27 protein-coding genes are annotated in these 25,379 nt (G+C 57.4%); 10 read left to right on the top strand and 17 right to left on the bottom strand.

Features of this window, described 5'->3' with window-relative positions:
• Window positions 1-8: 8 nt before the first annotated feature.
• From ctaD to WDN02_RS14700, 10 genes are all read left to right on the top strand, one after another.
• Window positions 9-1,949, top strand: coding sequence for a cytochrome c oxidase subunit I (gene ctaD, locus WDN02_RS14745; protein ID WP_337294211.1), 1,941 nt, complete (start codon window positions 9-11; stop codon window positions 1,947-1,949).
• Window positions 1,946-2,560 carry a cytochrome c oxidase subunit 3 gene (locus WDN02_RS14740; protein WP_337294210.1) on the top strand — a complete coding sequence of 205 codons (615 nt, stop codon included), beginning with the start codon at window positions 1,946-1,948 and terminating at the stop codon, window positions 2,558-2,560. The genes ctaD and WDN02_RS14740 overlap by 4 nt, the downstream gene beginning before the upstream one ends.
• A 5-nt stretch (window positions 2,561-2,565) precedes the next feature.
• On the top strand, window positions 2,566-3,015 hold the full coding sequence (locus tag WDN02_RS14735) for a hypothetical protein (RefSeq protein WP_337294209.1): 450 nt from the start codon (window positions 2,566-2,568) through the stop codon (window positions 3,013-3,015).
• Window positions 3,012-3,380, top strand: a complete 369-nt coding sequence (locus tag WDN02_RS14730; RefSeq protein WP_337294208.1) for a c-type cytochrome — start codon at window positions 3,012-3,014, stop codon at window positions 3,378-3,380. Before WDN02_RS14735 ends, WDN02_RS14730 begins: the two co-directional genes overlap by 4 nt.
• Before the next feature lie 37 nt (window positions 3,381-3,417).
• Window positions 3,418-5,187 carry a methanol/ethanol family PQQ-dependent dehydrogenase gene (locus WDN02_RS14725; RefSeq protein WP_337294954.1) on the top strand — a complete coding sequence of 590 codons (1,770 nt, stop codon included), beginning with the start codon at window positions 3,418-3,420 and terminating at the stop codon, window positions 5,185-5,187.
• Window positions 5,162-5,740, top strand: coding sequence for a c-type cytochrome (locus WDN02_RS14720; RefSeq protein WP_337294207.1), 579 nt, complete (start codon window positions 5,162-5,164; stop codon window positions 5,738-5,740). The genes WDN02_RS14725 and WDN02_RS14720 overlap by 26 nt, the downstream gene beginning before the upstream one ends.
• A gap of 32 nt (window positions 5,741-5,772) precedes the next feature.
• A complete protein-coding gene (locus WDN02_RS14715) occupies window positions 5,773-6,546 on the top strand; it encodes a substrate-binding domain-containing protein (RefSeq protein WP_337294206.1) in 774 nt (257 codons plus the stop codon).
• A gap of 955 nt (window positions 6,547-7,501) precedes the next feature.
• The gene (locus WDN02_RS14710) at window positions 7,502-8,011 is read left to right on the top strand and encodes an ATP-binding protein (RefSeq protein ID WP_337294205.1); all 510 of its coding nucleotides are present in this window, start codon (window positions 7,502-7,504) and stop codon (window positions 8,009-8,011) included.
• 13 nt (window positions 8,012-8,024) lie between these two features.
• Entirely contained in the window at window positions 8,025-8,483 is a 459-nt protein-coding gene (locus WDN02_RS14705; RefSeq protein ID WP_337294204.1) for a response regulator, read from the top strand.
• Between the two features lie 22 nt (window positions 8,484-8,505).
• Window positions 8,506-9,513, top strand: coding sequence for a PP2C family protein-serine/threonine phosphatase (locus tag WDN02_RS14700; protein WP_337294203.1), 1,008 nt, complete (start codon window positions 8,506-8,508; stop codon window positions 9,511-9,513).
• Between the two features lie 69 nt (window positions 9,514-9,582).
• On the opposite strand, the gene WDN02_RS14695 is transcribed toward WDN02_RS14700, so the two are convergent.
• The 17 genes from WDN02_RS14695 to WDN02_RS14615 all read right to left on the bottom strand — a co-directional run bounded on the left by WDN02_RS14695 (window position 9,583) and on the right by WDN02_RS14615 (window position 24,981).
• Window positions 9,583-12,336 carry an ATP-binding protein gene (locus WDN02_RS14695; RefSeq protein WP_337294202.1) on the bottom strand — a complete coding sequence of 918 codons (2,754 nt, stop codon included), beginning with the start codon at window positions 12,334-12,336 and terminating at the stop codon, window positions 9,583-9,585.
• A gap of 4 nt (window positions 12,337-12,340) precedes the next feature.
• Window positions 12,341-13,450: a chemotaxis protein CheB gene (locus WDN02_RS14690; protein ID WP_337294201.1), complete on the bottom strand. Its 1,110-nt coding sequence runs from the start codon at window positions 13,448-13,450 to the stop codon at window positions 12,341-12,343.
• A complete protein-coding gene (locus WDN02_RS14685; protein WP_337294200.1) occupies window positions 13,440-13,865 on the bottom strand; it encodes a chemotaxis protein CheW in 426 nt (141 codons plus the stop codon). The genes WDN02_RS14690 and WDN02_RS14685 overlap by 11 nt, the downstream gene beginning before the upstream one ends.
• A complete protein-coding gene (locus WDN02_RS14680; protein WP_337294199.1) occupies window positions 13,858-14,853 on the bottom strand; it encodes a protein-glutamate O-methyltransferase CheR in 996 nt (331 codons plus the stop codon). The genes WDN02_RS14685 and WDN02_RS14680 overlap by 8 nt, the downstream gene beginning before the upstream one ends.
• 20 nt (window positions 14,854-14,873) lie before the next feature.
• Window positions 14,874-15,971 (bottom strand): methyl-accepting chemotaxis protein, encoded by a 1,098-nt coding sequence (locus tag WDN02_RS14675; protein WP_337294198.1) that lies wholly within the window; start codon window positions 15,969-15,971, stop codon window positions 14,874-14,876.
• A 67-nt stretch (window positions 15,972-16,038) separates the two neighbouring features.
• Window positions 16,039-17,706, bottom strand: a complete 1,668-nt coding sequence (locus WDN02_RS14670) for a Na/Pi symporter (protein WP_337294197.1) — start codon at window positions 17,704-17,706, stop codon at window positions 16,039-16,041.
• 75 nt (window positions 17,707-17,781) lie between these two features.
• Window positions 17,782-18,105 carry an STAS domain-containing protein gene (locus tag WDN02_RS14665; RefSeq protein ID WP_337294196.1) on the bottom strand — a complete coding sequence of 108 codons (324 nt, stop codon included), beginning with the start codon at window positions 18,103-18,105 and terminating at the stop codon, window positions 17,782-17,784.
• A gap of 370 nt (window positions 18,106-18,475) precedes the next feature.
• A complete protein-coding gene (locus WDN02_RS14660) occupies window positions 18,476-20,059 on the bottom strand; it encodes an IS66 family transposase (RefSeq protein ID WP_337294195.1) in 1,584 nt (527 codons plus the stop codon).
• Window positions 20,060-20,132: 73 nt separating this feature from the next.
• A complete protein-coding gene (gene tnpB, locus WDN02_RS14655; protein WP_337292070.1) occupies window positions 20,133-20,477 on the bottom strand; it encodes an IS66 family insertion sequence element accessory protein TnpB in 345 nt (114 codons plus the stop codon).
• Window positions 20,474-20,827, bottom strand: coding sequence for a transposase (locus WDN02_RS14650; protein WP_337291549.1), 354 nt, complete (start codon window positions 20,825-20,827; stop codon window positions 20,474-20,476). Before WDN02_RS14650 ends, tnpB begins: the two co-directional genes overlap by 4 nt.
• Before the next feature lie 422 nt (window positions 20,828-21,249).
• Window positions 21,250-21,621, bottom strand: a complete 372-nt coding sequence (locus WDN02_RS14645; protein ID WP_337294194.1) for a hypothetical protein — start codon at window positions 21,619-21,621, stop codon at window positions 21,250-21,252.
• Between the two features lie 61 nt (window positions 21,622-21,682).
• Complete coding sequence (locus WDN02_RS14640) at window positions 21,683-21,964, bottom strand: hypothetical protein (RefSeq protein ID WP_337294193.1); 282 nt, start codon at window positions 21,962-21,964, stop codon at window positions 21,683-21,685.
• Window positions 21,964-22,638, bottom strand: a complete 675-nt coding sequence (locus tag WDN02_RS14635; protein ID WP_337294192.1) for a hypothetical protein — start codon at window positions 22,636-22,638, stop codon at window positions 21,964-21,966. The genes WDN02_RS14640 and WDN02_RS14635 overlap by 1 nt, the downstream gene beginning before the upstream one ends.
• Window positions 22,639-22,641: 3 nt before the next feature.
• On the bottom strand, window positions 22,642-24,045 hold the full coding sequence (locus tag WDN02_RS14630) for an APC family permease (RefSeq protein ID WP_337294191.1): 1,404 nt from the start codon (window positions 24,043-24,045) through the stop codon (window positions 22,642-22,644).
• 2 nt (window positions 24,046-24,047) lie between these two features.
• On the bottom strand, window positions 24,048-24,209 hold the full coding sequence (locus tag WDN02_RS14625; RefSeq protein ID WP_337294190.1) for a hypothetical protein: 162 nt from the start codon (window positions 24,207-24,209) through the stop codon (window positions 24,048-24,050).
• Window positions 24,210-24,239: 30 nt separating this feature from the next.
• Window positions 24,240-24,665: a hypothetical protein gene (locus WDN02_RS14620; protein ID WP_337294189.1), complete on the bottom strand. Its 426-nt coding sequence runs from the start codon at window positions 24,663-24,665 to the stop codon at window positions 24,240-24,242.
• 10 nt (window positions 24,666-24,675) lie between these two features.
• On the bottom strand, window positions 24,676-24,981 hold the full coding sequence (locus WDN02_RS14615) for a hypothetical protein (protein WP_337294188.1): 306 nt from the start codon (window positions 24,979-24,981) through the stop codon (window positions 24,676-24,678).
• Between the last annotated feature and the right edge of the window lie 398 nt (window positions 24,982-25,379).

Here is a 25,379-nt window from a genome sequence, read left to right as displayed (position 1 = left end):
CCGTCGCCATGACTTTCGAGCGTGTCCCGGCGACCGGCACCGCATCGCCGGGCTATCTGGAGAGATTGACGAAGATCTGGGAGACGGAGCCCGGCATCCTCGGCTGGTTCTCGTCCGTCGATCATAAAGAGATCGGCATCCGGTACATTTTCACGGCTTTCATCTTCCTCGCACTGGGTGGTGTCGAGGCTCTGATCATGCGCGTTCAGCTTGCACGGCCGGATCAGCATCTTCTGACACCGGAGCAATACGATCAGCTCTTTTCGACGCATGGCATGACGATGATCTTCCTCTATGCCATGCCGATTCTGTCCGGTTTCTCCAACTACCTCTGGCCGCTTCTGCTCGGCGCGCGCGACATGGCCTTTCCGCGTGTGAATGCGCTGTCCTATTGGCTCTTCGTCGCCGCTGGCATCTTTATGTATACGGGCTTTGCGATGGGCGCGGGGCCAAACGACGGCTGGTTCAATTACGTCCCTTATGCGAACAAGGAATATAATCCCGGCCTCAACATGGACTTCTACGCGCTGGGGATGATCTTCCTCGGCATCTCGACGACCGTTGGCTCGGTGAATTTCGTTGTCACCTTCCTGCGTCTGCGCGCACCCGGCATGTCGATCAACCGCGTGCCGATTATGATCTGGGGAACATTTACCGCCTCAGTCGCCAATATCCTCGTCGTCCCTAGCGTCAGCCTCGCGTTCTTCCTGCTGTGGATGGATCGCAATTTCGGCACGCATTTCTTTGATGTCTCGGCGGGCGGCCAGCCGCTGCTGTGGCAGCATTTATTCTGGATTTTCGCGCATCCCTGGGTTTACGCGATAGTCCTGCCTGCGATGGGAATGGTCTCCGACGCACTGCCGGTCTTCTGCCGCCGTCCGCTCGTTGGCTACACCGCCGTGGTTCTCTCGACGCTCGCGACGATGACGCTCGGCTTCGGTGTCTGGGTGCATCATATGTTCACGACGGGCTTGCCGACTTTGGCGTTGTCGTTCTTTAGCGGTGTGTCGATCATCATCGCCATCCCGAGCGCCGTCGCTGTCTTCGCCTGGACATTGACGATCTGGCTCGGCCGCCCGGTCATCACCACAGCGTTCCTTTATTTCGCCAGCATGATCGTTCTGTTCGTCATTGGCGGCGTCAGCGGCTTTATGACAGGCTCCGTGCCCGTCGATTGGCAATTGCACGACACCTATTTCGTGGTCGCGCATATTCATTACGTGCTGATCGGCATCAATCTCTTCCCGGTCATTGGCGGCCTCTACTTCTGGTTCCCGAAATTCAGCGGCAAGATGATGAACGAGACGCTCGGCAAATGGAGCTTCTGGACATCGTTCATCGGCTTCAACGTCGCCTTCCTGCCGATGCATCTGACCGGCCTCCTCGGGATGCCGCGCCGGGTCTATACCTACCCCGCGCATATGGGCTGGGACACTCTCAACATGGTGACCAGCATCGGCGCGTTCGTCTTCGCGATTGGTATCGTGCTGACGTTCATCAATGTACTTGTGAGCCTGCGCTCTGGCAGAATTGCGGGGCCCAACCCCTGGGATGCACCGACGCTCGAATGGTCGATGTCCTCGCCGCCGCCGCCTTACAATTTCGCCGTCCTGCCGACCGTCGCCAGCCGCCACCCCTTATGGGAGCAGCGGCTGGGCGACAGCCACGGCACGTCCACGCTTGACGAAGGATTCACGCTTGACGACAAGCGCGAGACGATCGGCACCACCGCGCTTGACAGCGAGCCCGACGTAATCCTGAAAATGCCGTTCGACAGTCCGGCCCCATTCATTCTCACCGTCGGCACGTCATTAATCTTTGCTGGCATGCTGATTCCGTCGCGGCTTTGGGCTGTGACCGCGGTCGGCTGCCTCGTCGTGATCGCGGCCATTCTCATCTGGCTTTGGCCGGAACGTGAACTTGGGCAAAGAGTGGAGTCGTCACAATGAGCGACGTGCCTATGCACGAGACCACGCCGGTCCAGCGCGCCCTGCCCATCGGCACTGTCGCTTATCACGCCTCCGGCTGGTACGGCATGCTCGGCGTAATTGTGACGGAAGGTGCGCTCTTCGGCTATCTGCTGTTCAGCTATTTTTATTGTGCCGTGCAATTGCCGCCGTCATGGACGCCGGAGCCGCATCCAAGTCTCACCTATGCGCTGCCGGCCACCCTTGTGATGTTTCTGAGCAGCACAGCCATGTGGTGGGCTCAACGCGGTTTCTATCTCGGCGCAGCGCCCCGGTATCGTTTTGGTCTCGTTGCCGCAATACTGTTGGGGCTCGTGTTCGTTGCGCTCGAATTGCTCGAATGGAAAAGCAAGCCTTTTGCACTTACCGACAGCCTTTATAGCTCGCTGTATTTTACCACCACGGGCATCGATCTGGTTCACCTTATAGTAGGAATTATTGCTGTCGCCGCCGTCCTTGCCTGGTCGCTGCTTGGCTATGTCGATGCAAGGCGAGATACACCGACCCTCATCGTCGGCGCCTATTGGCATTTCGTGACCTTGGCGTGGCTCGCCGTTTTCGTGACTTTCTACATCTCGCCGTATCTGAGGTGAGTACGATGCAGAACGGCACATCACTTTCAGAAGCAGAACACCCCGCCCCGCAGCGCGGCAACGTGTCGACCGTTGCGCTTCTCGGGGCGCTTTTCGCAGGCCCGGTTGTCTGGGGCCTTCAACTCATCATCGATTACAGTTTGGCGGCCCACGCATGTTATCCCGGAGACATGCCGTTGCATGAGGTCGCGCCCGGATTCCACTCGGCGCGAACGATTGTTCTGCTGTTGAATCTCCTTGCGGCTGTTCTTGCGCTCGCGGGCACGGGCCTCTCTTATCAGCATTGGCGCGCAACGCGGGCGGAGCAACGTGGTGATGCTGAGCACGCCGTCGAGTCCGGCGAAGGACGCACCCGCTTCCTTGCGCTGTGGAGCGTGATGGCTGGACTCGGTTTCTTCATCGGCATTCTCTTTAACACGCTCGCTCTCCTGATGGTGCCGACATGCGCCGGATGATCGCCATACTCCTACTTCTTGCCGCGGCGCTCGTGCTCGCGGGCTGCGATTCCAGACAGGGCACAGCCGAAACCTCGCCGGTCGGTGGAAACCCGCGGCACGGCGCGGACCTCATCGTCAAATCGAACTGCGGTCTCTGCCACGAAATTCCCGGCATCGCCGGCGCCGAAGGTCATGTCGGGCCCTCGCTCGACCATATGGCGATCCGTACGATCATCGCGGGCTTTCTACCGAACACCCCAGAAAACATGCGCGCGTGGATCAGGAACCCGCAAGCAGCCGTTCCTGGCAACGCAATGCCGAACATGGAGTTGAAGGACGATGAGGCAGAAGACATCACCGCCTATCTCTACACGCTGCGCTAAAAGCGCGGCCGGCTTTGCGGCGTGTGCGCTCCTGAGCCTGCCAAATCTGGCGTTCGCGCAGAATAGCGCGGCGTCCGCGCTGCCGACTGCGCCCATCGCAGCCGCGCCCGCTGACGATGGCCAATGGACCATGCCAACCAAAAATTACGCGGCGACGCGTTATTCGACGCTCGACCAAATCAACGGCAACACCATCAAGAACCTGCGTGTCGAGTTCACTTTCTCGACCGGCACGACGCATGGCGAGGAAGCCGCCCCGATCGTCGCAAACAATACAATGTATATTGTCACGCCTTGGCCGAATTGGGTCTATGCGCTCGATCTGACCAAGCCCGGCGCGCCGATGAAATGGAAATACGAGCCGCCGCCGGTCGCGGCCGCACAAGGTGTTGCCTGCTGCGACACCGTCAATCGTGGCGGCGTCTTCACAAACAACAAATTCATTTTCAACACGCTTGACGGGCGCACGATCGCGATCGACGTGAATGCCGGCAAGGCGCTGTGGACCACGCAGCTTGGTGACATCAGCAAGGGCGAAAGTATTACCGGCGCGCCGTTCTTGGTCAAAGACAAAGTGTTCGTCGGCGTCGCGGGCGGCGAATTCGGCGTCCGCGGCTGGACACAGGCTCTCGACGTCAACACCGGCAAGGTGGTCTGGAAGGCATTCCACACCGGGCCGGATAAGGACGTGTTGATCGGTCCGGACTTCCATCCGTTCTACGCGCAGGACCGCGGCAAGGATCTCGGCGTTTCGACCTGGCCGCCGGATGCGTGGAAGATCGGCGGCGGCACCAACTGGGGTTGGATGGCCTACGATCCGGACCTCAACCTGCTCTATGAGGAAGCGGCCAATCCCGGTCCGTGGAACCAAGAGCAGCGGCCCGGCGACAACAAATGGACCGATGGCATTTTCGCGCGCGATCCGGATACCGGCGCGGCGAAATGGTATTACCAGTATAACCCGCACGACGAGCACGATTACGATGGCATCAATGAGATCATTCTGCTCGACGTGCCTGTCAATGGCAAAGTGCGCAAGGTGCTGCTGCACCCGGACCGCAACGGCTATCTTTACATGCTCGATCGCGCTACCGGCGAGATCGTCTCCGCGCATCCTTACGGGTACGTGAATTCGATCAAGACGATCGACAAGAAGACCGGCCGCCCCGTCGTCAATCCGGAGAAGAACACCAGGGTTGGCACGATCGTCCACGACATCTGCCCGACGGCGTCCGGCGCCAAAGACTGGGAACCGTCGTCGTTCTCGCCACGCACCGGCTATCTTTATATTCCGCATGAGAATCTGTGCATGGATTGGGAGAATGTGCAGGCGAATTATATCGCCGGCACGCCGTATGTCGGCGCCAACGTCGTCATGAAACCCGGCCCTGGCGGATTCCGTGGTGAGGTCAGCGCCTGGAATCTCGAAACCGGCAAGCCGGCCTGGCAGATCAAAGAAGATCTACCGGCGTGGAGCGGCACGCTCGCAACCGCGGGCGATCTCGTCTTTTACGGCACGATGGATGGCTGGTTCAAAGCGGTGGACGCGAAGACCGGCGCACTCAAATGGCAGTTCAAGACCGGGTCTGGAATCATCGGCCAACCCGTTGCCTATCGGGGCCCAGATAAACGCGAATATATCGCCATTCTGTCCGGCATCGGCGGCTGGTCCGGCGCCATCGTTCCCGGAAATCTCGACGCGCGCGACCCGACGGGCGCGCTTGGCTTCGTCGGCGCCGTTGCCGATCTGAAGCAGCGAACCGCAGCAGGAGGGACGCTTTATGTCTTCGCACTTCCGCCAACTTAATCCACGCGGCCCGGCGTCTCTGCTTGCACTGTCGCTTGTTTTGGCTGCGGTCAATTATGCGGACGCCGATCCGGCACCGCCGGCCGCGGCGCAGCCCGCCGCGCAAGCGGCGCCGGATGGCGGTGTGGAAAATGTGCCGGTCACAGGCCTCTTCGTCAACGGGCAGAAGGAGCCGCCGCTGAGCCAGCTTGGCAAGCAATATGAAGGCAATGTGCAAGCGATCGCCATCGGTGCCACCTTGTACGATTGGTACAATTGCTCCGGATGCCATTTCCACGGCGCCGGAGGCATTGGGCCTGCCTTCGACGATTCGGTCTGGCTTTACGGCGGCCGCATCGATCAGATCTACGATTCGATCTATCAGGGACGTCCAAACGGCATGCCAATGTGGGGCAAGCTTCTGCCGAGTTCAGCGATCTGGCAGCTCGCGGCCTATGTGAAATCGCTTGAGACCGAGGCGGCAAAGAAACCGATTCCGACAAAGCCCGTGCCTGCCGCGCCCGGCCCGGCGAGTCTCGAGACGGATCCGCAGGAAGGCGCGCCGAATCCATGAGAACAGCGCGCTTGGTCTTGGGAAGTTTTTGTTTGGCGCTGGGCTTCGGCAGCGCTTTCGCGGATGTGCACGCCGCCGAGCTGCGCGTCTGCGCCGATCCCAACAATCTGCCATTCTCGAACGCCAAAGGCGAAGGCTTTGAGAATAAGATCGTCACGCTCGTCGCCAAGGACATGGGCGCGACTGTCTCCTACACGTGGTGGGCGCAGCGCCGTGGCTATGTGCGTAACACGTTGAAGGCAGGTCTGTGCGATCTTTGGCCGGGCGTCGCGACGGCGGTCGATATGCTCGCAACGTCGCGGCCCTATTATCGCTCGGGCTATGTTTTCGTGACGCGCGCCGATCGGCATCTGAAGATCGCCTCCTTCGATGATCCGCAACTCCGTGGCTTGAAGATCGGCGTGCAGATGGTCGGCAACGACGCGATGAACACGCCGCCCGCGCACGCCCTGGCGCGGCGCGGCATCATCAACAATGTACGCGGCTACATGCTTTATGGCGATTACGAGAAGCCCAATCCGCCCGCGGCCATCGTCGATGCCGTCGCTAAGGGCGACATTGATGTTGCCGTCGTCTGGGGCCCGCTTGCCGGCTATTTCGCCGCGAAGGAGCCGAAAGCGTTGACGCTGACGCCGGTCGAACCCGCGATCGACGGCGCGCAATGGCCGATGGTCTTCGACATTTCCATGGGAATGCGCCGGCACGAGCGACCGTTCAAAGATAAAATCAACGAGATTTTAGAGCAGGAGCGGCCACAGATCGACGCCATTCTCGCCGCATATCATGTGCCGCGGATGGGCGGCTGACTTGGCAGGCCGACTCGGCCGCACCCGCGACGAATCCACACGGCGGCTTGGAACGACCGGGAGGGGCGCATAGCGGCGACGACCAGCGCGCGATGCGTGGCCGCGATAGTAGAGAATCGTCGATTCGCGGCATGAAGCGCAAATCCGCACGTATAGCCGCGCCCGATCACGCTAACTCGAATAAGCGCGGGGCTGTGTATGAATAATAAGTCGCGGAATGGCCTGTCCCGGGTGTTTTGCCGGGAGTCAGCCCGGCCCGCGCGATCCAGGCCAGCGTGTCAGCCGTGCCTGCTTGGTTAGGAATGTGAGAGCGGGAGGAGCCCGCTTTAGTTACCTGAAATCACTCGGTATAATGCAAGTTGCAGGAGCCCGTCGGCTTGCGACAAAAATGTGGCTGCCGACGCAGTTCGGTTCGAACGAGTCTCCCTGTTTTGCCCTGTTTTTCTGGAAAAACAGGGCGCCTTCGAACATGAAAGCGATCTTCCTATCGCATATTCAAAGGCTTATCTGCCAACGAAACGCGGTTAAGAACAGGGTGGCCGTGATGCGATAACAGGGAAGAGATAGGTTCGTTGGAGGGAGAACAAGGGGAGAAGAACCCCTCGGCACCTCGCGCAGCTTTGGCGAATCTCAGTCGAGTCGGACACGCGCGAAGCCTAGGCTGATGTAGTGTGGTGGGCATGCCGAGGCGCCCAACCGTCTCAAGGCGGAATGGCAGCGCTGGATGAACGTGCTGGCACGCATTCTGGATGATTGGAGCTGACCGAAAGCAGAAAGGCAGCTTTCGAGCATATGGTGGCAAAGCGGACGATAAAACGACCAAGTACGATCTCGTCCTAACTAAATTTAGCCGGTTCAATAAACGGTTGAAACGCGAACTGGGTTTTCGCAAGTTGTGTTCGTCAGTCGGCCCGCGTGAGCAACTTTATGGGCGCGCCTCTCAACGGAAATTTTTGTGAACTTCGGCGATTGGGGCCGAGAACAACTATGGGGCCGGGCGGGATCTCCTACGCGACTTATGTTGACCATGGGGCAGATATTGGATGATAATTTTCGCGTAGCGGTCAAAAGTCTCAGTGAGATTGACGACGTTCTTGCGTCAATCGAGGAGTTTGGCCAATGGCACAAGTTGCCGGTTGAAATTGTCTTTCATTTGCAACTTGCCTGCGACGAGCTCTTAACAAATGCGGTGTCCTATGGTTTTCCTGACGGCCACCCACCGCAAATTTATCTTTTAATCTCTCGCAAGAACAATACGATTGAGGCTGAGATCGTTGATAATGGAATCCCGTTCAATCCGCTTGCCCAATCCGAACCCGATCTGACCTCTTCGCTCGATGACCGCAAGATCGGCGGTCTCGGAATCCATTTCATTCGTACCGTGATCAGCGACCTGAAATATCATCGAACTGAGGGGTGGAACCATATAGAAATGGTGCTGCCTATACCCTCAGATTTTCCATAAAGAGCGATAATTCATGGGCCACCCAATCCTGATTGTCGATGATTCCGGCTTTATGCGGAACGTTATCAAACAGATTCTCGCGGTTGACCCTGACCTTGAGGTCGTGGGTGAGGCTGAGGATGGTCAGGTCGCGCTTGAAAAGGAAAAAGCCTCGAAGCCGGCTGTTATCCTTCTCGACATCGAAATGCCGCGACTTGACGGCCTCAGCGCGCTGAAGCGCCTGAGACTCGTCAGTAAGGCAAAGGTCGTTATTCTGTCTTCTGTCGCGCAATTGGGCTCACCTGCCGCGATCGAGGCTCGCCGCCTCGGTGCCTTTGATGTAATTGCCAAGCCATCCGGCGCTATCAGCCTCGACCTCAAGGCTAAGCGCGGACACGAAATATTGACTGTCGTTCGCGCCGCGCTCAGCCTGCCGCCGCTCGACGTTTCTGCGATAGCACGCCGCTCACAGCCAAATGACCAAAGCCGATGACTTTGAGCTTCGAGTTCAAGGAATGAGCACGTCCGACCCTCTCCGTCATATAGCAATCTCATTAGCGGCCATTTTGGAGGATGGTCCGCGTAAAATGTTTTTGAACGATTTGAATGGTTCAGACGCCGATGCCTTGACGGTGCTCGAAACACTTGGACGGCACTTGCACGCCCGCAACTCCGAATTGTTAAAGCAGATTGATGAGCGCACGTTTCAACTTAATCTCGCTCTGAGTGTTCTGCGAAACCGCGACAGCCACGCAGCCGAACAGGCGGGATGGGATTTCGCCACTGATCTGCAATATTCCGCTCTTCCTCAAGATTTCCCGCCTTTCCCCGACCGCCATGAGTTTGACCTGCATGCGGGTATGGTTACAGCGAAAGAAGTCGGTGGTGATCTCTATGATTTTTTTCTGCTGACGCCGACGCGGCTGGGGTTCGTCATCGCTGATGCCGCGGGCAAAGGCCTTCCCGCAGCAATCTTCATCACATTGACGCGCACATTATTGCGTGCGGCGGCTGAAAAGCTTGAGCAACCCGGCGACTGCTTACGTATTGTCAACGAGATGTTGTGTATCGACAATCCGACCCTGATGTTTACAACGGCTTTTTATGGCGTACTCGATACCGAGACGGGTGAAGTCCATTACGCCAACGCTGGCCATAATCCGCCCTATATTCTCCGCACGAATGGTGATGTGAACGCGCTTCCCCGCGATGGCGCTATCGCACTCGGTGTCATAGAGGCTTTCAAGTATCAGACATGGCGCATGAGATTGAACCCAGGCGATCTTCTCGTCTGTTTTACCGACGGTGTCACGGAGGCGATTAATTCTGCCGGCGCGCTCTATGGCGATCTTCGACTTATCGGCACGCTCGCGGGGAGTGCGGGCCAACATCCGAGCGTAGTGCTAGGGACCGCCATCGCTGATGTTGATTCTTATATGGGACTCACGCCCATGGTGGACGATGTGACGCTCCTAATCGTCCGTTATAATGGCGCAAAGAACACAACCGCGATGGGCGGCTGAACAATCGCCCCCACAGCGATAATCGGTTGCCCAAAGACATCACAAAAACCGAGTAGAGCTGCATCAATGCTATACATTGCCATTGATCATTTCGGTGCCTGCTAAAGATCTCGGATCTAACACAAGCACCGGCCGCCCATCGCCAAGCACGGCCGCGCCAACGACAGCGGGAAGCATCGCCAAAACTGGATGCAACTCTTTTAAGAATAAATCCTGGAACGTCAGGATCCGGTCAACACGCAGGCCAAGCATATTCGTACCTGCGAGAACGATGACCATATGCACCGTCTCTTCTGGCAACAGCGGCCTCGCGGCAAAACCAAGCGCGCATCGGAGGTGATATAACGGAACCTGGGTTTCGCCGTGAAGGGTGACACTTCGGCCGCCTGCGACCTCAATCTCGTTCGCCGCGGCTTCACGAACCGCGATGACCTGACGCTCGGGAAGAGCAAATATCTGGTTATCGACTTCGACAAGCAAAGTGCGAAGCAGTGCCGCCGATATTGGAAGTTTCAAAGTAAATTTCGTGCCGATATCAGACGACGATCTGACTTCGATCGTGCCTCCGAGTCGTTGTAAACTTCCTTGAACCACATCCAGACCGACGCCGCGCCCGGAAACTTCCGTAACCGAGTCCGCCGTCGAAACACCGGCCCGGAAAATTAACGCGTCGACGTCATCATCCGTCATCCGCTCTGCGTCATCAGCCGAAATGATACCAAGGCGAATGGCTTTCGCGGTGATCTTGGACCGATCCAAGCCACGGCCGTCATCGGCAATAATTATTTCGACGTGATTGCCGCTCTCCAGCGCTGCAATCGTGAGAGTGGCACGGGCATGTTTATGTGCCACCGCTCTTAAGGCTGGCGCCTCGATGCCATGATCAATGGCGTTGCGCACCATGTGCATCAAAGGATCAGTAAGTAAATCCACAACACTTTTATCGACGCGAACCTCGCGGCCCTCAACGACGACGTTGATTTCTTTTCCGAGCTTTTCGGCAAGATCACGCGCGGCGCGTGAAAGTCTGCCAAACAGACCATCGATCGGAATAACACGCAACTTCAGGCCAACATCCCATATCCGGTGGTGCGCACCTTCGAGCTTATCTCGCAACGCGCGGATGTCGTATAAATCGGTGTCAACCGCGCCGATATATTCGCGCCAAATAGCATTATCAGCCGCGGTACCAAGCACCGAGCGTCCGCTCTTCCGCGTCGCTCTGGCAATTTCTCCATTCTGCAAGATCTCCGCAAGAGCTGCCAGGCTGGATCTCATTTCTCCAATCTCAGCCATGAGGTCGTCAATTGTCTGGCTGGGTACTCGGATAAGCGGCGTTTGTAATGAAGCGATCGGCGTGACATCGTTGACTTGCACAGACGCGACGGGCACCGCTCCGACAAACTCTCTCACGCCGCGTAGACAAAAGCCCTCCGGATCAAGCGCAGCCGTCTCCGAACTGATCCAATCGAGCGGATGTTCGGAGGCGATCAGAAAATCAAAACAATCCGCGCCGCGGTGAAGCGCGGTATGGCTGGTGATGGATTGAACACCTGCCGAAAGCCACCCGAGTACATCTGCGGCAATGTCGGGGTTGCGTTCGAGATCTAACGAAACTTCGTACAAACGATTGCCATCGGCGATGGCCTTCTCGAGCTTAAAATGCTGCTCCAGCGACAGTGTTTCGAGAAATTCCGGGCTCAAGCGCGCCGCGAGACCGTCCTCCAAGCTGGTATCACCCGGTCCGGCGCGAAGTATCTCGGCCCATCGCGCTGCTAACACGTCGGACTGGTTTGCCGTGATATCGGCCCCTGTGTCTAGCGAATGTCTCAGTAAGTTTACCGTCCCCTTGATGAGATGAGATATCTTCGTTTCATCGGAATATCGCTGCATTCCTACGTGTGACGCTTCTTCCAGAAGCAAGAGAAGACGCCCCGCCCACTCGAAGCCTTGGGACATAGCGAGGACCCGTACGGAAACCGACATGTCGCCTACAGCGGATAGACCAGAAATCGCCGCCGCTTCAAGTGCGTCAAGGCCCCCCGAATAGTCAGGCTTTAGCTGCGGTATAAGTGCTTCCGCGAGTAAGTCTGCGCCGGATCGATTGCCGGTCAGTTCTTCGATAGTTTTGACTCGTTCACGTATCTCGCCGAGGAGGTAAACTAGACGTGCGCGATCTGAAGTCCCCGCCGTCGCCTCAACCGCGAGCGTCTCAAGATGGCCAGACAAGGCGTCGAAGCCCATCATGCCCGCGCCGTGGGCAAGCTCAGAGCATGTTTCCGTCGCCGCGGCGCGATCACCCGCAAATTCCGATAGAGCTTGGGCCGTCGAAGGAAGTCTCTGCTCCAGCAGCTCGCTGTAGATGCCTAGCATTTCGGCGTCGTCGTGAAGCGCTATGCTTTGCGGTACCGCGGTTGGGGAAATGGCTTCCTGCGTTTTGTCTATAGCGACGTATGTCTCAAGCTCAGAGATAAGGTCTACCGCCGGTCGTGCGTCCTCCCGCGTCGCCAAGACATTGTCGCGCATGCTTTTGAGCGTGTCAGCGGCGCGGAGCAACACCCTTACGGAAGAATCGCCAAGCCCTGCCCTTCCCTCGCGCACGAGGCTGAGGATGTCCTCACAATGGTGGGCAACGGCCTCAACGTTGTTGAACCCCATGGCCAGAAAAGTGCCCTTCAAAGAATGAAAATATCGAAACAGCGCACCGATTTCGGCCGGCGACCAGTCGCCGACATGATCCGACAGCAACCTCGATAGACTATCGAGATGATCTTCGGTCTCGGCAGCAAATTCGCTCCAAAGTGCGTCGAGTTCTGAAGCCATGGCGTTAAGACCTGGTATTCCGCGCGACATCAGATGACAATTCGCCCGTCGCGTGGCCGGACCATTTTTGGATGCGGCCGGCCATCCGTTCAATCGTCAGAACTTCGCAACCCGCCGCCGCCGCGAGAGCGGCCTCAGGCATGCCTGCGACAATACAGGTCGCGGGCGCCTGAATAAGAACGGGGACGCCCTTGCGGCGCAACGCGGCCGTCCCTTTCGCCCCGTCGTCGCCCATACCGGTGAGGACGATCCCCGCGGGCGCAGAGGCGACAAGAGCAGCGGATTCAAAGAGTGCGTTGACCGACGGATGCAAATTGCCGCTGCCGTTGACCAGGCGCAATTCAAATCCCCCAGTCTGGCATGGAGCAATAATGCCATCTCCTGCGCCAGGGATGAGCGTCACGCTGCGCGGAGTCAAAGCGAGACGATGCGACCCTTCTTGTACGTCCTGCCTCGTGTCGTGCGCAAGAACCTGCGCCAGGCTCGCGGCGAAAAAGTCGGGCATATGCTGCGCGATAACGATTGGCATCGAGGCCGGCGCGTGGTTTGCTAAGAGCAAAGTTAGCGCCTGCAAGCCCCCGGTCGAAGCGCCGATAACGATGAGGTTGGGACGCCACCCAGCGCGTTCGTCAGTCGCGCGCGACTCGTCAAAGTCATCTTGAGGAAGCGCTCGCGGCTTTACCCATGCTCGCACTTTGAGACGCAGTTCGGAATCGATATGCGCAAGATCCGTCGTTGCGAAGCCAGAAGACTTCGAGACAAAATCGACCGCACCGAAACGGAGCGCTTTCACTGCCGCGTCAGCGCCGGCCTGGGTGTGAGCACTGACCATGATGATGACAGGACGCGGGCTGGCATCGCGCAAGATTTCGGTACAAGCCTGAAGCCCATCCATGTTCGGCATTTCAACGTCAAGCGTCACCGCATCTGGTTTCAGCTCGCGTGCCATCTTTACAGCTTCGATGCCGTCTCTGGCTTCCCCGATAACATAAATATCGCCGTCAGCTTCCAGAATTTGTCGAAGCGCAATTCGCATAAAGCTCTGATCGTCAACCACAAGCACGCGGATGGGCGTTGTCGACCTGTCACCGGGCTTGGGCGTTTCAGTTTGCATCGCGCTCGACATCGAGCGGGAGCGAACCTGATGTGCGAGGGCCGTTGCGACGCACGCATGCGACGAGTTCCGTGATATCAACGATTTGTGCAGCCACACCCAAAGAGGCGATGACGCTCTCGTCTGCTATCCGCAGAGCGCGATCGGCGCGCACGCCGTAATCTTCATCCTCGTATTTCAAAAGTACGAGTTCGCGAGCGTCGCTATCCGCGTTGAGCAGAGTCAAGATGGGTATGACTTTCCCACCGACCGCCGCGATGCCATCTACGCCCTCTGGCAAAAATGGGAGGGATGTGACGGGGGGCATAGGGATAATCTTGATAACGTTATCCATCGCGACGGCGAAAATGGTGCCGCTGAGAGAAAAAAGAAGCCGAGAAACGGAGTTGCCCGGCATCGATTTTTGCTCAGGCATCGCCGATCCTCCTCCGGTAAATAATCGCACCCGGCGCCCACAGGGTTTCATAGGCATCGACGTGCGCCAAAGGGTCAGTTGGTCCAAGCAGAAGCAATCCGCCGGGCCGGACGGCTTGATCGAACCGGTCTTGTGCGTGGCGTCGTGCACGGTCACTGAAATAAATGAGGACGTTCCGACAGAACACGGCATCGAACAATGGGGCGGGCACCTCTCCATCCATGATGTTAAAGCGTTCGAAACGGACAACTCGTCTCAAAGTCTCGCTGGCGACCCGTGACATCCGGCCCGTCTCTTCCCGGCTGGGTGTGGACGGAAAATGATGCAGTAAAGGGACTGATTCCGCCCGAAAGGATGACAGCGGACCCGTTTCGTAGACACCTTCAGGTGCTCGAGCCAAGGCCTGTCGAGAGATATCGGACCCAATCACCTCAAGCTGCCAGGGCCGCGATAAAGTTATTCCGTCATCGGTCGCCGTGGCTCTTCCCGCTGCGACCATCGCATCCAATGCCAACGCGGCAATAGAATAGGCTTCCTCGCCGGTTGCACAGCCAACCGACCAAAACCTCAGGTGATAGGAGCGCGCCGATGCTTGCTCAATCATCTCCGGCAGAAGAGCCGAGAAGAACGCAAACTGATGCGGGTCACGCATAACATAAGTCTCATGTACCGTGAGACTTTCTATCAAGCGCAGCCACTCTGGATCGACGGCAGGTAAAGACTCGAGCCTCGTAGTGTAGGCGTCCAAATCAGCGGAACTCTTGTTTTGGAAAGTGAGAAGTAGCTTTTCCGCGTTTGAGCGAGAGACATCGATGCCGGCGCGCTCTTCCGCGGCAATTAACAAACGAAGCACAAATTCATGGCGGCGATCGCGATGCCCGGAGAATTCAAAGAGCACTCGCCTCTCCGGTTCGCGCGCCAAGTCGTTGCGATGAGCATTCATCGCACTTTGCAATTTCGCGAGCGTTCTCTCGATCGGTTGCGCCATCGGCGACACCTGGCCGGGCCCTACACCCAGATCTCCTTGAATTTGTCGAGTTCGCTGCGGGAATGTCCAGCGAGCTTACTGAGGTCCAGCATCGTCGCCGTAATCTCCTCGGCGGCCGTTGCGTTTGATTGTCCGATCCGCGTCAATTCGTTGAGGCTCGCGTTTATCTCGGATATTGTCGCCTGTTGTTCGGCCATAGCCGTGGCGATTGAGCCGATCAATTTGTCGCTTTCGCGAGCAGCGTCTGAGATGCGCCGCATCTTGTCGTTGACTCCGCCCGCCATCGCGACCCCATCTCCCGCTTGGGCTGTGGACCGGCTAACCAGTTCGCCGATCTCCTGCGCGAGCGAGGCGGAATTCTCCGCTAGCTTACGCACTTCCTCTGCCACCACAGCAAAACCTTTGCCGTGGTCGCCTGCCCGCGCGGCCTCGATCGCCGCGTTCAGAGATAGCATGTTTGTCTGGCTTGCAATTCGCGCGATCGCATCCGCGATGTAACGAACTTTACTGCTGCTTTCCGCAATGACATTCACGATCACGACCATGTCCGACATGCGGTTCATTCCGTCCGCCGCGAGTGCCACGACGGCGCCAGCCTGTTCACTGGCGAGATGCGTGTTTTTGGCGACATCCGCGATTGCCAACGTGCTTTGATTAACCGCGCCGGCGGTCTTTCGCAGTGAATTAAGCTGGATGTTCGAGCCGTCCGAAACCTGGCTCACCGCATTGCTCGCCTGCCCCGCGGCGATGGCGATCCGGCCCACATCATGAGTGACCTCGGCCGTCAAGGCGTCGGCGGCCACGGCCTGGCGCTGGAAACTTTGGATCGCTTGCGCCATTTCGCCCAACTCGTCATCACGTCGGTCTGGGACGGGTGCCTTAACGTCACCTTTGGCCAGTCGCTGGATGGCGTCCGCCACCATGCTCAGCGGCCTTGTGATGGAATGGCTTACGAAAAATATCACCCAGGCGGTGGCTGCCACCGCAGCGACGAAGGCGCCAATTCCTAGGATGTGTAATTGTTGTTGATAGAAAGCGGCGGTGATGCTCACACCCGCGATCGTCGCGGCAAGTGCGAGGAGAGCCATCATCGATAGGATTTTAAGCCCTAGCCTCATCACGTCCTCTCCGGATATAGCTTTTATGATGATATTATACTGCTAGAGAATAATCCGCATCCATTGCTTATGATTGTGCCATCGCGTGGCCCTGCGTCTCGAGTGTAGCCGTCGGCTCTTCGCGGTCCGCATCGACGACAAGCAAGGCCCCGAAGCGCCGTAACATCCAAACGATACGCTCGAACAGGCTTGTGATCGCATACAATGTCTGCTGGTCCCGCGCCGATAGGGATTTGTCTGCCGAAACAACCCGACGCCGCATCTGATCGACGAGGCTGTCACGATCAGCAGTCAATTTTTGCAAAAGCGCGAGATCGTCGGCATCGCCATCGCGCACAGCTTCGTAAGCCACCATCAACAACGCCGCGAGCCCTTCGGAAAGATTTTCGGCAAGCGATTTCAACGACGGCAATTCGAACGGACCCGCCAGCGCCTCGCCAAGCTCGTGCAGAGCTTCGTGAAGTGATTGTAAGAAGGTACTGCGCGCTTGACGGTTTGCGATCGCGACCTGAATGTTACGACTCGCGCCTGCGTCTGCCAGTTCAGTCAAGAAACGTGTAACTGCCTCGTCAAGCGAGGTTGCAGCGGCGAGAATCGTGTGCCGATCGCGGATCGTCTCTTCACTTTCCAGCCGGTCAACGACGTCTAAATGGAGGGGCAAAAAGCCGAAAATTCGGACCTGCTCTCGATCGACCAGGGCTAGAGCGGTTTCAGGCTCCGCAAGCGCCTGCTCGTAAATATAGCGCGGCTTGGAGGCGGTTTCCTCAAGGGAGGGTGGCGCAAGCCGGCTAAGCAAGGGTTGAAGCGCACGATCGAAAAGAACCTGAACGATCACCGCCGCGATCTGGCACGTCAAATAGACGAGCGCGACCTGCTTCGCTACGTCTCCTGCGATCACCCGATATAAATGGGCCAGAAGAGGGACGTGCAAGGTACGCTCGACGACAACCAGAAGCACCAAAACCGCGACGGCGAGAATTTTAATAAGCGCTTGAAGAATTGCGAGCTGACGCGAAGATCCCTCCATGCCGGAAGAATCGAGATAGATGCTGACTCCAGAACCGGCGGTCGCCCCCAAAACCGTGAGCATTGCCTGCTCCAGCGTCAATAAACCGGCCGCAGACATTGAAATCGCAATGACAGCGACCGTCGAGGAGGATTGCAAGGCCAGCGCAAGCACGGCGCCGATTATGAAGGCTGAGATAGTCCACCGCGCTGACATCTCGAAGAATTCTCGCACCCATTCAATATTGCGCAATTCATGATTGCCGCTGTGCATCAGTTGCAGGCCAAGAAACAGCAGACTGATCGCCAGGAGGGCAGCGACGAACGGGCGCCACCGCGGCGCGCGGTCGAGATTTAGATAGTAAAACATTCCCGTCGTCGCCGTGAGCAGCAGAACGAAAATGTGAATGTCAATAGCGACGGCGAGCACCAAGATTGACGTCCCGACGTTGCTCCAAACTAGAATGGGGCGAGCCCGGCTCGGCGTAATAAGATCCGCTTTCACCATGCTCATCAGAATGACGGTGATCGCGTTCGCGCTCTGGACGAGAGCGCCAGCAAGGACACCGATAGCCGCGCTCATCAGATAATTGCCCGTCGAGCGAGCAACCCACTGCCGCAAGCTCCGGCCCGCAAGCTGCCCGAGGTTCGCTGCTAACCCCTTGGTGCCGACAGAAAAAAGCCCGAGACCCGCGAGAATAGTTGCGAAGGTATCAAGGGTCAGCATCATTTATCGCTATTTGGACGAGACAAAAGATTTGCGACACAGGCGGAGCGTTGCACAAGCCGCCACCGCGCAAACACTTCACGTTGTCGAGAGAATTGAAAGAGCGGCATCACGAGACGGCAGAATATCAAGGATGCGGCTAAAGCCGCTGATCTCGAAGACTTCATTGATCTGCGGATTGAGCGAACAAAGAACGAGCCGGCCACCGGCGGATTTCATGCGTTTCGCAGCAAGCAAAACGATGCGCAAACCGGCGCTGCTAATATAGACGAGGTCTGCAAAGTCGAGGAGCAAGCGTCTATGACCGCCTTCGATCTGCTGCAGGACATCTCGCTCAAATGCCGGCCCGGTGGCACTGTCAATGCGTCCCTGGGGCCTCACCTCGCATACATCATCGCTCATGCTGCCCAATTCCGAATGTATTGTGGTGTTGAAGCATTATATTGATTCGGAATCATAACTACAAAAATTATGAACTACAAATATTATCAAAGATCGTAATGTTGACAGAAATTTAAACAAGCTGCGGCAATTGAGTCGAGAAATCAAGTAGATTGCATCAATAGCGTCTACACCTTGAGTTTAAATCCGCGCCACCGGCAAGGATAGTCTGGCCGATTTCGGAAGCGGCTTTTGCCGCCCTGGATGGCGTGGTTGGGCGCGAGTCTGAAGTCCAGCGTTTCACACCCCCTGTTCCCACTCTTGTACGTACGGCCGTTTTTGGGAAGCCCCGTGCCGACTTAAATGACTGTAAGCGGTTAGCCGCGGCCGTTCAGGCTGTATAGCGCCAGGGCATGAGAGCATCGATCTCGGCGTTGGGCCAGCTGTTGGCGAGACGCTCGAGCGTCTGCGCGAGCCAGGCGAGCGGATCGACATCGTTCATTTTTGCCGTCTGCAACAATGTCGCTATGGTTGCCCAGGTTCGTCCGCCGCCGTCGCTGCCGGCAAAGAGCGAGTTCTTTCGCGTGATTGTTTGCGGCCGGATGGCACGTTCCACAATGTTGGAGTCAATCTCGACGCGGCCATCGGTGAGGAAGCGTTCGAGCGTCGCCCGCCGTGAGATGGCGTAGCGGATTGCCTCCGCCAATTTGGACTTGCCGGAGATACGTGGAAGCGCGTCTTGCCAAAGCTTGAACAGATCGGCGACGATCGCGACCGAGGTTTCCTGGCGGGCTGCGACGCGTGCATTTGGATCTTTGCCGCGCACCTTCTCCTCGATCTCCCACAGCTGGGTCATGCGTTCGATTGTCGTGGTCGCGAGTTTGGAACTGCCGGCGATGTGCAGTTCGTAAAATTTTCTTCGAACGTGGGACCAACATCCCGCGAGCGTGATGGCATCATTGCCGCGGTCGGGCCGCGCAAGACGATTATAGGCCGTATACCCATCCACCTGCAGGATGCCCCGATAATTGTCGAGATGGCGGGCGACACATTCGCCCGACCGGCTATCCTCGAAGCGGTAGGCAACCATCGGCGGACCGCTGCCGCCGAAGGTCCGGTCATCTCGCACGTAAGCCCAGAGATAGGCTGTCTTGGTGCTGCCGGAGCCTGGTTCCAAGGTTGGCAGCGTGGTTTCGTCGGCGAAGATCCTCTCGGCCTTCTTGATCAGCGTGAGGACATGTTCGGAGAGGATATCGAGTTCAAATCCGAGCCTGCCCATCCATTGCGCCATCAGGGCTCGGTCGAGGTCCACCTTGTCGCGGGCGTAAATCGCTTCCTGGCGGTAGAGCGGCAGGCCGTCGGCATATTTTGAGACCGCGATCTGCGCCAGAAGCGCTTCGGTCGGGATGCCGCCCTCGATGATATGGGCCGGCGCCGGGGCTTGAATGACACCATCTTCGTTCTTGAAGGCGTATTTCGGCCGGCGCGTGACGATGACACGGAACTTCGCCGCGACCACATCGAGCCGCTCCGAGACATCCTCGCCGATCAGGATCTTCTGCTTGCCGGCGTGCTCCGGAAGCTCAGCCGGTTCGATAACGATCTCGACCCGCTCGAGATGCGGCGCAAAACCCTTGCGAGGCCGTGCGGCTCGTTTGGCCTTGTCAGGGTCCTGCCGTTTATCGAGCTCGGCCTGGATGGCCCCGAGCCCGGTTTGAACCTCGTCGAAGACGAAGGCACTCTGTTCATCGTCAAGCGCATTGGAGCCGAGTTTTTCGGAGCGGCGCCCGAACCTTGCCCGCTCCAGCGTCTTGAGGATCGAGGTCAGGCGCGCGATCCGTTCTTCGGCGCTCGCATTCAGGGCTTGAAGTTCGGCAACTTCACCCTTGAGAGCATCCGTTTTCTCAGCCATGGCCAGCACCATGGCTTTGAGCGCATCAACATTGTCGGGGAGATCGAAAACCGGCGCCGGCATGACGCAGATCAGAGCATATTTTCACCCCGGTGGCGCGCATTTTCGGCCGCGTGATTCACTCTGCCGCAGCGATTTACCCAACAAACTCAGGCGGCTTCACTGTCACCGCATGAACCCGCTTCCAATCCATGCCGTCGACAAGCGCCATCAGCTGCGCCTGATTGAGTTGAACCCGATGATGCCCGATCTTCGGCCAGCAGAACTGCGCTGTCTCCAGGCGCTTCGCATAAAGAACAACCCCGGACCCGTCCCAAAAGACGATCTTGATTCTGTCGGCCCGCTTGGCACGAAAAACATAAAGAGCGCCGTCGAACGGATCACTGCCGGCGTCCCGCACCAGCGACAATAACCCGTCCATGCCTTTTCGAAAATCGATCGGATGACTGGCCAGAAAAACTTTGACGCCGGACGGGATCATGCCGAGCGAACCGCGCGCACCACGCGCCGCAAATGTGCCTCATCAGCCATGGCGTCCGCACGGATGACAATATCGCCGACAACGATTTCGATAAATGCCGACGCGGACGTCGCGGGTTCAGGCGAGGCATCCAGCTGCGGCGCCGTCAGGCTGACCGATCCCTTACGCAGCGCCTTCCGACGCCAATCGAAGAGCTGCGAAGGGCCAATACCGATGCGACGCGCGATCTCCGACACGTTCGCGCCAGGCACCAGAGAGTCGGCTATCGCTTGATCTTTGAGCTCATCTGACCATCGCCGGCGCAGACGAACCGGAGCGCCCTCAAGACGTTCCGCAACCGCCTCGATCATATGGAAGCTTCTATCACTAGAACTAGGCGCAGACATAGAAGCTCACATCAATGCTTGTGATCCAGCATCAATAACTGCTCCCAAAATCCCATGCCAGATGGGATCACCTTGCCGCTTACAAATGACTTGCCTAGACGCAAAGCGGTCGGCGCGAAGTGGCCGATGCGGCAACGGGTAATTGGCAGCACGAGATGAACGCGCCAGAAGACCGGAACTGGCTGAAAGCCGTCAATCTGCTTTGAATAGTCTGAGTGCAGAAGCGAAAATTCGCTCAGCTGCGGACTTCCGCCCCGATATTAATTAAACTGACCCGAGAGCATACTTGGCGCTGGCGGGGTAATACGAGCTCCGCGTCTTCAACAGCGACGAAGGCGCTTCAACAGGCTTGTATTTTGTGCGTTACCCTCAATCGGGCAGGAAGCTCAGTTAAGATTAACGACCGTCGGTAAATGCAGTTTTGAAAGAGACGTCTCTCCTGCCGGCGTTTTGGTCGCGCTTTTATCTTCCCGCGTCTCTCGCTGGGCTCCCGAGCGCTTGGCTGTTGTAGCAATACGAGCGGATGAAATCGCCTGCAATAGACGGGGGCCGGTGAACGGCAACTGGCCGGCGGCAGTTATTACAGCGAAGCAACCGATGGCAAGCATCAGGTCTGCAAACCATAAAGATAATTCGCTTCCCTGAGCACAGCAGTTTTCGCCGAAGACCTGGCTGTCTTCGTCAACGAAGGCGTTAGAATCTTGGGTGCTTGTCTCGACTTCCGAAATATTCGCCTGGGAACGTCGGATCGACCGCATGAGGCATCAACCCTTATTTGAAATAACTCGGAGGCTCTGATTCCTTTCGATATTCCGTATCCTATGTCTGAGCCGCAGCGACCAGTCGTAGCTTCGCCAGTCGATAGGCCTCTGGAATGGACACCGTGTAGACAAAGAGGCCGCCCGCAAGCCGGCCGACCAGGCTTTGCGCTGGCGTCGTCAAATGCCAGGTGATCATCGCCATCAGGATCATGAACATCTGCATGGTGAAGCCACGTTTCTGTTGGCCGACGAGCACATGCCCCATACCGGGCAAAATGACCGCGACGGCCAAAACGAAATAAGGATTGGGTTCGCCCAACAGCCCGCGCAATTTATTCATCACGCTGCCTCGGATTCTTTGGCAGGCGCCGCATCAAGAGTCGCGGCGATGGCGATCAACCGGTCGAGCAGCGCCTGCACCAAAGCGGGATCGACGCTTGGCTCGGTGAAAGTTGCCTGGCGCAGCACGAGATAATCGGCACGTTCGGCCTGCGCCGCCTGATAGACGAGACGGATGCCATGTGGGGTGACAACGAGCTCTTTGGTCTTCTGATCGTCGAAGACCTCAATGTGCGGTGTGAGTTGATCGAGTGATGGAATAGCCGCGCCAGGCAAAGTCGCAAGCAGGGCATTTTGCGGCCAACTAGCGGGAACCCGCAAGTGCTCATGAAAATCATAGGACGGCGAATAGAATTCGACGCCTTGCGGCCGCACGAGGAAATCGAGCATACCGCGCGTCGGGTTCGGCACCAGCAATGACGCTTTGAGCCAAAGGGATGGCAACTTGCGCCAGCCCATATTGTCGATCACGGGCTCAAGGCGCACAGACAAGCCCTGATAGCGTGCCTCAAGGACTGGATAGTTCATTCCCTCTTGCGTCACCCGGTAGGTTTCGAAGAGCCGCGTGCTATTGGCGAAGAATTCGCCGCGGCGCTGGCGCGCCCGCCGTGCGTCCCTGGCATAAAACCAGGGAAGAACGGCCAACGCCGCCAAGGTGAGGAGGAAAGCCACCATCGCTCAATATCCAATCGGCTTCGGCCAGGACATCGTAAACTGTGCTCCGCGACGCACGTAACGATAGCGGTAGAAGGCGAACCAGACCGAGGCGATGATGTAGAATGCCATCATCGCGAGCAGCTGACGGCCGTAGCCGAGGTACACGGCGAAGAACGTCGTGATGCAGAGGAACATCAGCGTAAACGCCGGCACCGGATGGAACGGATGCTCGAAGCCGCGACGGATTGTGCCAAGCGGCCATTTGCGCCGGAATGCCCACATGTTGAGCGGCATGAACGTGTAGTTCAACAGCCCTGACAGGATCGAGAAAGTGATGATCTCCGCGAGCGGAATATAGAGGGCAAAGACCACCGCAATCGGCGTCAGGAACAGGATCGAGCGGAACGGCGTCCGATATCTCGGATGCACGGCGCCAAACCATGTCGGCAAATAACGATCCCGGCCCATCGAAAACCAGGCGCGCGCCGAGTCGTTGATGCAGCCGTTCGCCGAAGCGATCGCCGACAATAAGGTCCCGATGAAGAGCAGCACCGTGAGGAAATTACTGCCGGTCACACGGGCCGTGTCGTAAAGCGGCGCGAGCTCATTATCCCAGCCGATATATTCCCAAGGCAGCAGGCCGCAGGAGACATACCAAGTGATCGCGGCTGCGATAAGCAGAGTAATCATGCCGCTCATCGTGCCAAGCGGCAGAGCCCGCCCCGGCGAGCGTACTTCCTCGGCGGCCTGGCAGGTGCCCTCGATACCGAGGTAGTACCAGATGCCGAAATGCAGCGCCGCGATCACGCCGAGCCAGCCGTAAGGTAGGCCGGTGAGCAGATCCTTATGCAGCAGCATCGCCGTAGGATTCCACGGCTGTATGCCGATGAAGAGGATGATGATTGTGGTGAAGGCCGCGGCCGTGATAATGAAGTTGACTGTCAACGTCGCAAAGACGCCGCGATAATTGAGCCACGTTAATACCGCGAGGCAAAGCACAGTAAAGGGCTGCCAGGGGATATCGTGTCCCAATTGCTGCGCACCGATCTGCACAAGTTGCCCCGCCACTTGAATATCGCTGGCGTTCAGCATCGTATAGGTTAGCACCATGAACAAGCCGACGTTGAAGGCCATCAATGGCCCGATTGTATGCTTGGCTTGCGCATATTGACCGCCAGCCGCGGCCACAGTGGATGTGATCTCGGAATCGATCATCGCCACGCAAGTGTAGAGAAGGCCGGAGACGAAGCAAGCGATCAGCGCGCCGAACGCGCCGCCCTTGCCGACACCATAGTTCCAGCCCATGAACTCGCCGACGAGGACGATGCCGACGCCCAGACCCCAGACGTGGATCGGCCCCAGAACCTTGAGCAAGTTGATGTCATGTCCGAAGGACGGCTGCGGAGTTGCTGCAATATCGGACATGATTATTCCCCCGGCTCGGTCGGAAATAGCTCATCGACGCCCTCGCGCGAGCTGAGCAGAACGTCTTCGTTATATTTGAGGTTGACGCGGAAAAAGTCCCACACCAGCCAAATGAAAATGGCAGCGGCTATAATCCACGCTACCCATCCGGAGATCGCCCACATGTGCTACCCTCAATTTGATCGAGTGGCGGTTCAGTCGAATTTCTCGGCGATGACTTGTTTGTATTCTCGCCCAGACATGACCATCAGGAATATAAAATAGCCCAAGATGACTGCAGCGGTGACAAGCACGCCGATCGTGTCGACGTCGTAGTAGAACGGCATGGTAATAATGTCGGCGGCACTCTCTTTGGTATAGCCAAGCTTTTTCCACTGCCGCACCATTACTGGATTTTGCCCGAGAGATTCCCAGGTCAGGCCTTTCCATACCTTCGTCGTCTTGTCGGCGGCCATCGTATAGCTAACGCCCGTCGGCAGTTTTTCGACACGCGACGGTACGGCGATGCCGAGCCAGATCGGCAGGAATAGGGACGCGAAAACGAGCGCGAGCAGAAAGCCAACATCGAACAATTGACCGAAAAGGCCTTGCTTCGGCGGGATGTAGGTGGTCGTTGCCATCGGATGCTCCTCAGTGACCGGCGTCGAGATGACGAATGTCGATGGCGTAGATGTGCGCTTTGTCTTCTCCGTAGTGCTTGATCATTGCGATGATCGAGCTCGTGTTGAAGATCAATAAGAGCGCAGCGCCGATCCAGCAGACGACCTCAACAGACTTCTCCGCGATGAAGCCGCGGACGGCGAACATGACGAAGAAAACGGTGAGCCAGAGGACGACAACGAGGAACCCTGCGGTCAATTTATCACGCGTGAACATCGCCTCGATGCGGTCTTGCATACTTTGGGAAGTGGGAAGGGATTCCGTGCTGATCGTCATATGTGGCACTTTCTTCGCGGAGTCGGGAAGCTTACGAAGCAGTTCCTCCAAAGAAACTGATTTTCTCCTAAAACAAACGCCGTGCCATGTTCTGGGGCTCTCTGACGCGCGAGAAATTCGGAGATTGAGACCTGCCCTACTTTGAGGCAACTGCCTTAGTGAATTGCAATCACTGCTTAAATCTCGCTCATAAATTATACGACAGTATATTGAAAGTGCTCTCTATGGACGCATTGCAGCACAATTATTGCGCCGCAATATACTAACGTATAGCGTGGACTAGGCCGCTTTTGGATACGTTCTGGCAGAAGATTTGCGTGCAAACCTGCGCTTCTTCGGGTGCGGGTTAATTAAATTGCTGACTAACAGGCAAATCGAAAATCGGTCTGTCCAACCAA

Origin of the sequence: Methylovirgula sp. (assembly GCF_037200945.1) — a bacterium.
Lineage (GTDB): Bacteria > Pseudomonadota > Alphaproteobacteria > Rhizobiales > Beijerinckiaceae > Methylovirgula.
This window is presented reverse-complemented; position numbering and strand designations above follow the sequence as displayed.